This window comes from Pseudoalteromonas haloplanktis ATCC 14393, assembly GCF_000238355.1.
Classification (GTDB): Bacteria; Pseudomonadota; Gammaproteobacteria; order Enterobacterales; family Alteromonadaceae; genus Pseudoalteromonas; species Pseudoalteromonas haloplanktis.
Map to the genome: position 1 here is coordinate 1 of NZ_AHCA01000031.1, position 7870 is coordinate 7870.

Below are 7870 nucleotides of genomic sequence, written 5' to 3' on the forward strand. Positions count from 1 at the left end.
CTCTACAAAATGATAAATCAGGTGATCAAAGCTGATGAGAATCGGTGATCAAAGTCATGAGAATACGCACTTTCAAGGTTATAATTCGCTGAGCTTTTTTCTAGCATTAAAAATGAGCTCATTTAAACTAGCAAGTAAAATCCCATATATGGTTAAAATATGAAATTGCTCATCCGTAAGGCAAGTTTTAAATAGTTGAATACACTTATCTCAATGCTGTGCGCTGACAAATAGTGCTATACATGTTATTTCATAAGCACTTTGCTAAATCAATTCCAAGCTAGCTGAAACTTTTTATTTACGCATCACCTGCAGCAAAACGTACCTCAGGTAGTGCATCATCTTTTGCCTCACTTACGATCCGTTTTAAGTCTTCATACTTATCATCTGATAGCTTCGTGCCTTTTATAATTTCAATTGATAACTTCACACATTCAGATCTAAGTAGTGATATATTAACTTTCTTATCTTCTGTATGTGATGCGAGGTGTGGTGGCAAAAATAATTCGCTGAGGATTGTACTTTCATCACAGTTTGCACGGAATGGAGAATTAACGAGTTAGTACCTTAGTCCGCTTATGGCTGTGAGTTCAACCACTCAACAACATTAAATATTGATAATAAATGGCTAGGTACCTCACTGCGTCAGATGACACTTCGCTTGTCCGACCTACTCCGGCACTAACTGAAAATACTTTTACTCTAAATTTAAAGTGAAGTTCTAATCAAAAAAATATCAACTTTTGTGCCCTACTTTGCTTTAAATTAAAGCTACTCTCAATCTATGGTGCCCACAAGCCCACACCTGAAGTCTTATATTTCATAATTTATACGTTGATGTTTGTCGAATCAAAATATTTTAGCTAACTTAAAGGCTGGCTGATTAAACACTTAAATGCTTATAAAACTAAAAAGCGCCCTGATTAAATCAGGGCGCTTTGCTTTAGGACAAATAAAAAGTTTTAAAAAAATCGAAACAAAACACATTTGAGCATTTCACGAACACTCTGTTGGCCGTCAATACGAGTTTTAAAATACAGCTCTATACCAATACCAGCCTTAACGTAGTAGACGCTGATTGCAACCAGCCATACAAAATTCAGTGTTTCAAAGTATTGATATGCGAGTGGGGTAATCACTGCAAGCGAAGTTATTACATAAGCAATTAATATACGTTTTTGCCAAATTTTATTGGCATTAAAAGCCACTGAAACTATCATCATAAATATTAAAATCATCAAAAACGGTACCGTAAACCGAGTCATTATGAGTTGTTTCTTGCCATAAACTGTCACTGAAGTCAGTCCCATATGGATTACCTGCAACGTCGACAGTATTACCGTACTCAGCATTACGTATCGGTAACCCTGTAGCTGGGTTTTTGTGATTTACCGCTATTACGTCTAATTTTCTTTTCATTTTAGTGGGCCTATTAATTTAATTAATGTTATTTGAAACATTAATGATTTCATGATAAAAAACAAACTCGTTTGACTGCGAAGCTCAGCAACAAACAGTTTGAATTTAGCACTGATTAACCCCCACTTTTCCCATTATTTAGTGCAAATTTTATCTTTTTTATTGCTAAAAAATTACGCTCCTACCTTAATTTAAAGACGTTTTTTGTCTGAAAGACAGGGGTTCAAACGCATTTCTCGGCACGAGAAACTGCAAAAAAAGCGTCTCAGAATGAGACCAACAAGCGCGTAATGTGTTGTAGGCGAAGCCGTAAACACATGGAGAAAGCGCGAATGTACAGCTGGTCTGTACTAACCGCGATAATGTTTCGCCTCAGCGAAATTCGATTGAAATTTGGCACAAATTGAGAGAGAACCCCCCATTTTTGTAAAAAATGACAGCGAATGAAAAAGGCGAATAGTGAGGCACTCACAGCCTTGTCATATGCGGCAGGATGGCGGTTAGTACAGAGCGTAGCTCGGTGCATTCGCGCAGGGTCTTAAACGCTAGCGCGATAGCGCGTTGAGTCAGCTCGTTGCGGAGCAACATCAGAGATGGCGGGCGTTTTAGACCCTATGGTTGAACAACGAAGTTGAGAGGCCATCAGCTGAAAGCTGCTTTTTGTTGCGATTATTATCGCGACATCCATTACGTGCATGCTGTTAAAGCATCTCGGAATGAAAAACGGAGGTTAAATCATCGAATAACGGTAATGTGTGTGTTGCGGCGCTAGTTAATTTTACAAATTAACTCACCTAAAAGATTTCAAGAAATGACTCAGCAACAATCAAAAAGTTTAGAAGCAAATAATCAATTACATATTCACTACCCTCGCTACTTCGGTATCAATATGCGCTACTTTGAAGGCGTAAACAATCATCAAAAAGGCGTTAATCGAACCAAGCTTTCGGTGCTTATTGCGATACGGTTTTCTATCGTTACACCAAGTATAGTTCGTTGGTTATATGGCATCACTCATCGCCTCGCGTTAGAGCATTTAAACCGGCTTGAAAAAGGCGGCTTTTTACGCGTAGTAAAAACACATAGAAGCCTTGATGGCCGAGTATATGTACCCACCTACTCTGCCGCAAAGTTTGCAGAAGAGTTAATGGGTATCGATGTGTACTTTAGAAACAATATAAACCCTGCACTGCAGTTCAATCAGAACAATGTAATGCACAACTTGATTAATGCGTTTGTGATGCTCAGAGGCATTCACAATTATCACAGTGATGGGACGTACGCACCAATGTGGAATGGGTTTATTACCGAACCTGAATTTAAACGTATTAATAACCTATCCGATACACGAACGGTAGATGGCGCTGTGCGACTTCCTGATGGCTCAATTGCAGCGATTGAAGTGGAACACTCATTTAAAAATAAATCCGCTCGACAGGCTATATTGCTAAAATACTTGTCGTCGTTAAAAAAAGGCGATTACAACAAAGTATTTTTGTTTTCACAGTCACAGCAAATTTTCGATGATATTAAGCGTCTCCACACACAATTATTTGAGGAAATGCCACTACGTTTTGACAAAAAAACACGTACCCCACTGCTGAGCGAAAGCGACGCAGAGTTACTGCGTACGTCTATTATTTACCGCACTAAACTGTGTGAAGAAATTAATGAGATGTTCTATAGGTAGGTAGCGTGTATAAACATAATACAATGCAGCATTATTGCCTTTGATATAGACGACAACAATACTGATGAACTTCAGTCATTAGATTTTGGGGCAACGAAGAACGATAGTAGTCGTCTCATCCATTTAAAAATCCCACGAATAAGCAACTGACTTAATAAGTTAGCTCTAATACCAAATAGTAAAAGGGAAGTGGATATTAATCCACTTCCCTTTTGTTGTTTGCCTTTAAAAGCCTTGCCAACATTATTATTAAAAACACGCTTTTGTGAAGTAACAACAAGACGCTATATTTGCATCACGCCCTCCCCAAGTATGTAACCTCTATAGGTTTAAGTTTGGCTGCTTAAACCAGATTTAAATTTAAGCAGTGAGTCTGCAAATAATGACTCGTGGCATATTTCAGGGGTAATGGTTAGGCTGTTATTTTATGATTTAAATAACTGGTATGTGCCCTGTATTATTCATTTCGAAGGCAGTTTATTGCATCTTGAATGTTACGGTTTATACGGTCTTCTTCACACTCATATTTAAACTCATCTTCAATATCATTCTTATAGTCATCTTCCATCTCATCTTCAAACTGGCTACTAAACACTGAATCAAAGCGCTCTTCTGGTTCATCACTAAATGGTTGCTCAGATTCACCATAAAACTCATCATCATAATCAGGCCATGCTGACACAGGTTGGTGGACATCTTGGATTAAACAAATCATTAATTTGTACATCAAAACTTTTACGCCACGGTAATTAAGGTGTTTTTTGTTAAAAACTTGAGGCTCTACAGTCGCCCACAAACCTTTAAAGTTGGGATTATCAGCGCTTAGCATCAATTTGTTTATTTTATGGTCGTTATCTCTAATAACCATTATTATCTCTTCTAACAGGGTGATAATATCTAGCGTTGACGTATATCTACTTGTCATAGGGTTTCCTTATCGGTAATAAATTAGTATCAACCCCTTTTTATGAGGTTATTGATAAGTAAGCACTGATGAGGCAAAGCATGGGCATTTTTTATTAATTTTAAATTATTTTTTTAAAACACATTTGAATTAGAGTCTTCAAAATAAAAAAGCGAACCGAGGTCCGCTTAGGGTTTTATGCATTTTCGATAATATCGACCCAGATACTTTCTGCTGCTGCAAAAAACACATTAGGTTTAAGCATAAATAGTCGTTCAAATTCTACAGTAAATAAGCTGCAAAAATGAGTTATTTCCTCAATATGTATTAGTAAAAATCCAAACATTTCAACTCCCTCTAGATACCGCCCTGAAAATTCAGGGTAAGTTTCTAAAAACTTCTGAGAAATACTGATACCTAAAACACTCCCAACACTATCTCGATGCAAATAAATGTAATGTGTGAAGCTAAGCTCCTCCCTTTGCTCATCTACAATGTCTGCTAGCAGCAAAATGGTTGAACTGTCCTCCCAAGGCGATTTACTGGCTCGTACATATTGGCGAATGAAGGGGGATTTTTTATTGTTCATATTATTTCCTAATTAGTTTTGACCTCAGTACTAACTAGGCACATCAAACGCAAACAGCTAAAGTATTTGATGCTAATGATTCAATGAGCTAATTTATTACTATAAATAGACGAAGGAGATCACCATGTCTGATGAAATTTTATGGTTAATACCAGCAGCAATCTTAACAGTGGGAGTTTTTTTGGCCGTTTATAGAGCGAAATTTAAAAACAATTAACTTTCAATGTCGCAGTTGAACTCACAGCAATTACCGAAAGTCGCTCAAACACGTTTTTGGACAATTCTGAGTTAGAATAACTTTCCAATAAAAATCTAAATGATACCTTCATTTATTCGAACTTAGAAAGTTATTATGGCAACAATCTTGTCAAAGCATCATTTTGTTATAATGCTCTTCAAAATCAGTTCTGATAAATACATCCTTAAATTTAGCAATAAATCTATCTGATTCGATTTCTCCGAGATCTGTGATATTTACAGAGTCAGAGTGAGATTCTCTATTTATAAACCTGAAGAAAGGTGAAAATTCAGAATCCATTTCTTCTAGCTCGTCCAGTGTGGCTTTTAAAGCATCTGTCTTATGTACAAAAGAAAAGTAATACTCGAGAATATTTCTCATAATATTAGGTAAAACAATATTATTTGTAGTGCCGTTTTGAGCGTCTTTTATGATCTGCCAATATGATTGGTAATCATTTTTTATATCATCTCTACCCATAGGTATGATGCTACTGTTAGTATTTTTTAAAACTCTAAATAAATTACATTTATTATTGAATTGGTTATTTCCTCTAGGGAGGTACTTTATTAATTCATGTAAAAAATAAAGGCTATGAGTGAGTAATATAACCTGAGCGTATTGTTCTTCTTTAATCAGTCTTTTATTCGTGAGAGCACCTATTTCATATATGTAATTATGAGAAAGGCTCGATATAGGATCGTCTACTACAATAATTTTCTTATTTCTTGGGGTTGAAGAGTCACTGTTTACACTTCCTTGGCACAATTCTAAAAAGTATAGATAAGTAATAAGTGTTTTTTCTCCTTCACTGAGTGACTTATATACGTCATGACCGCTCGATGAAACACCTCGACATAAGTAATAATGGTTACTTTCTTCTGATTTCTGTTTAATCTCGAAACCTTCTAAACCTATCGATTTTATTTGGTTATTTATGCTGATTACAGACGTTTCAATATTGGTAATTAATTTACGATTTTCAGCGATAACGTCATTGTGAGTTTGAATAGCTAACGTGAGGGTTTCTTCTTCCTCTTTAACTGTTTCTATATCAGTTTTAATAGATTTAATTAAAGTATCGTGAGCTTCTATAGCCGCATCGTATTTTATACGAACCAAAGACCAAAACTTATTTTTAATAGCTGCGAGAGACTGTTTTTTCTTGCTGAGCTTAGCGTTGAAAGCTCTTCTAGAATTGTTTTTATCATTAATAATATCATTAAGAGCCTGAACAAAATCAGACGTATATTCCATGCTAACTTTGATGCTTGGATCAGCTAATTTTTGTCCTAGCTTAATAAGGTTTGCTTGTAGTACACCTGAAAGTTTTTCTTTTGCCAGGTCAAATTTTGTATCATTAAAAGCTGTATAGTGAGTACTAGATAATACTTCGTTTAAAGTTTCGATAGATTGTTCGTATCCGCTTTTTAGTGTATTTAATTCATCCTTTTTGCCTTCATATGATATGTCAAAAAGATTATTTATATTTTCAATTAAATCCTCATCTATTGCTTGTTGGCAAAACGGGCATTTACCTTCAGCATCATCGAAATAAATACGCCCTTTATCAATCCATGTGGAGTTTTGCAATTTCTTCACTAGCTCCGCTAAATAGCTTTCACTAGAGCCTACAATTACCTCTGTTAAGATGGTATTTGATTCACTTGATATTAGGTTTAAAACAACATTAGGAATCATACTTTTTGATACAGCACTTTTATTATTTAGCTCTTTAGATTCAGTCGCTAAACTTTCAAACGTGTACTCAGGTGTTTCGATGAGGTCTGTTTTTAGAAGTTCATCATAAAATGCAGCAGCCGAACCTTTAAAGCCAATTAAACAGTGGTCCAGGTCTTTTTTGTCATGCTCTTTTTTAATCTCAAAGCACTTATTCTTAATTGCTTTAACTTGAGCTACTTCTTTCTCTTCGTGTTGTTTTTTAAGCGTTTGCTTTTGAGTTCTTTGCTCTTCTAATTTTACTATTTCTTCTTCGGCAACGCTTATAGCCTGTTCAGCCATTACATTCGTTTCACCCAAAGTAAAAACTCCCTCAAAGCTATCTTGAGAGAAGTTTTTTTCAACAAAGTCTGTGTTGTAAACTAGAATTTGATAGTCTTGAGCGTTGGGTAACACGTAACTACAATTGCTATAATTACTGTGCTTTGTGTCTTGCAAATACCTTGCTAATGTTGATTTTCCAGTACCGTTATGACCATAAAGCAGCACTGCTTTTTTATTTGTGTTTAAATATACAGGGGTAGTGTTTTGAAAGCTCGCTACTCCTTGCAAAGAAATTGATTCAATCATATACCTAATCCTTGGTTATTGCTTAAAGCGGCGTATAAGTGTAACAAAAAAATTACCACATATATGTGTTGGAAATCTAGTTCTATAAGTTTTGCCGGCATATGAAGATATTAGAAACAAAGAAAGTTACGATCTTTCAATGAACTAAATACGTCTTTGGGCAGAAATGTGTCAGCTCGAAAAAACTGAAACGAAAATGTACAGAAGCAAATCAGGATAAAAGCGTGTTCTTCACCTCAAAATAGCTTGAATACACGAGAAACAAATTCTCGTTGTCCTTACTTATATAATGACCTCCGAACGGTAACTCCTTTGCCTATCCATCATGTTATAAGATACTCAAATTTGATGTTTGACAACTTAATGCCATTAATATCAACTGGTTGTATTAATGAGTTGTATCAAGTGGCATAATACATATCTCTTAAACTGGATTTTGTTCTTTAGGTAATTGAATTGGAACTCAAAAAAGCCAATCCAATGTAGTTCTCTATCGATTATAGGATGTATATCATGAAGCTATCAAAAGTTCGCATATCAAACTTTCAATGTTTTGACCAAAGAGAGACTGAAATTGACTTTTCAAATCAATTAACCGCTCTTATTGGGTTAAACGGCAGTGGTAAGACTTCAACGCTCCAAGCATTAATGTTCTGGTCAACTCCAGCCGGACACTTTTCCTAAAGAATTTTCATACTCTACTGGTGACTGATCGTTATT

General features: G+C 35.6%; 8 protein-coding genes. 2 read left to right on the plus strand and 6 right to left on the minus strand.

What is annotated here, in order from left to right; genetic code table 11:
* Positions 1-298: 298 nt before the first annotated feature.
* The 3 genes from PHAL_RS24685 to PHAL_RS0122435 all read right to left on the minus strand — a co-directional run bounded on the left by PHAL_RS24685 (position 299) and on the right by PHAL_RS0122435 (position 1419).
* The gene (locus PHAL_RS24685) at positions 299-430 is read right to left on the minus strand and encodes a hypothetical protein (protein ID WP_016710674.1); all 132 of its coding nucleotides are present in this window, start codon (positions 428-430) and stop codon (positions 299-301) included.
* 532 nt (positions 431-962) lie between these two features.
* Positions 963-1223 (minus strand): hypothetical protein, encoded by a 261-nt coding sequence (locus PHAL_RS24305; protein ID WP_158217516.1) that lies wholly within the window; start codon positions 1221-1223, stop codon positions 963-965.
* Complete coding sequence (locus tag PHAL_RS0122435) at positions 1198-1419, minus strand: hypothetical protein (protein WP_016710676.1); 222 nt, start codon at positions 1417-1419, stop codon at positions 1198-1200. The genes PHAL_RS24305 and PHAL_RS0122435 overlap by 26 nt, the downstream gene beginning before the upstream one ends.
* A gap of 811 nt (positions 1420-2230) precedes the next feature.
* Here PHAL_RS0122435 and PHAL_RS0122440 point away from each other — a divergent pair.
* Entirely contained in the window at positions 2231-3109 is an 879-nt protein-coding gene (locus PHAL_RS0122440; RefSeq protein WP_016710677.1) for a hypothetical protein, read from the plus strand.
* A gap of 457 nt (positions 3110-3566) precedes the next feature.
* On the opposite strand, the gene PHAL_RS0122445 is transcribed toward PHAL_RS0122440, so the two are convergent.
* From PHAL_RS0122445 to PHAL_RS0122460, 3 genes are all read right to left on the minus strand, one after another.
* Positions 3567-4034 (minus strand): hypothetical protein, encoded by a 468-nt coding sequence (locus PHAL_RS0122445; protein ID WP_016710678.1) that lies wholly within the window; start codon positions 4032-4034, stop codon positions 3567-3569.
* Positions 4035-4209: 175 nt separating this feature from the next.
* On the minus strand, positions 4210-4602 hold the full coding sequence (locus PHAL_RS0122450) for a hypothetical protein (RefSeq protein WP_016710679.1): 393 nt from the start codon (positions 4600-4602) through the stop codon (positions 4210-4212).
* Positions 4603-4969: 367 nt separating this feature from the next.
* Entirely contained in the window at positions 4970-7150 is a 2181-nt protein-coding gene (locus PHAL_RS0122460) for an AAA family ATPase (RefSeq protein ID WP_016710681.1), read from the minus strand.
* A gap of 513 nt (positions 7151-7663) precedes the next feature.
* On the opposite strand from PHAL_RS0122460, the gene PHAL_RS24815 reads away from it, so the two are divergent.
* Positions 7664-7834 carry an AAA family ATPase gene (locus PHAL_RS24815; protein ID WP_016710682.1) on the plus strand — a complete coding sequence of 57 codons (171 nt, stop codon included), beginning with the start codon at positions 7664-7666 and terminating at the stop codon, positions 7832-7834.
* The last annotated feature ends 36 nt before the right edge of the window (positions 7835-7870 follow it).

Coding starts and splice junctions, on each gene's coding strand:
- PHAL_RS24305 (WP_158217516.1), bottom strand. CDS start 1,223: ATGATGATAGTTTCAGTGGCTTTTAATGCCAATAAAATTTGGCAAAAA.
- PHAL_RS0122445 (WP_016710678.1), bottom strand. CDS start 4,034: ATGACAAGTAGATATACGTCAACGCTAGATATTATCACCCTGTTAGAA.
- PHAL_RS0122440 (WP_016710677.1), top strand. CDS start 2,231: ATGACTCAGCAACAATCAAAAAGTTTAGAAGCAAATAATCAATTACAT.
- PHAL_RS0122435 (WP_016710676.1), bottom strand. CDS start 1,419: ATGAAAAGAAAATTAGACGTAATAGCGGTAAATCACAAAAACCCAGCT.
- PHAL_RS0122460 (WP_016710681.1), bottom strand. CDS start 7,150: ATGATTGAATCAATTTCTTTGCAAGGAGTAGCGAGCTTTCAAAACACT.
- PHAL_RS0122450 (WP_016710679.1), bottom strand. CDS start 4,602: ATGAACAATAAAAAATCCCCCTTCATTCGCCAATATGTACGAGCCAGT.
- PHAL_RS24815 (WP_016710682.1), top strand. CDS start 7,664: ATGAAGCTATCAAAAGTTCGCATATCAAACTTTCAATGTTTTGACCAA.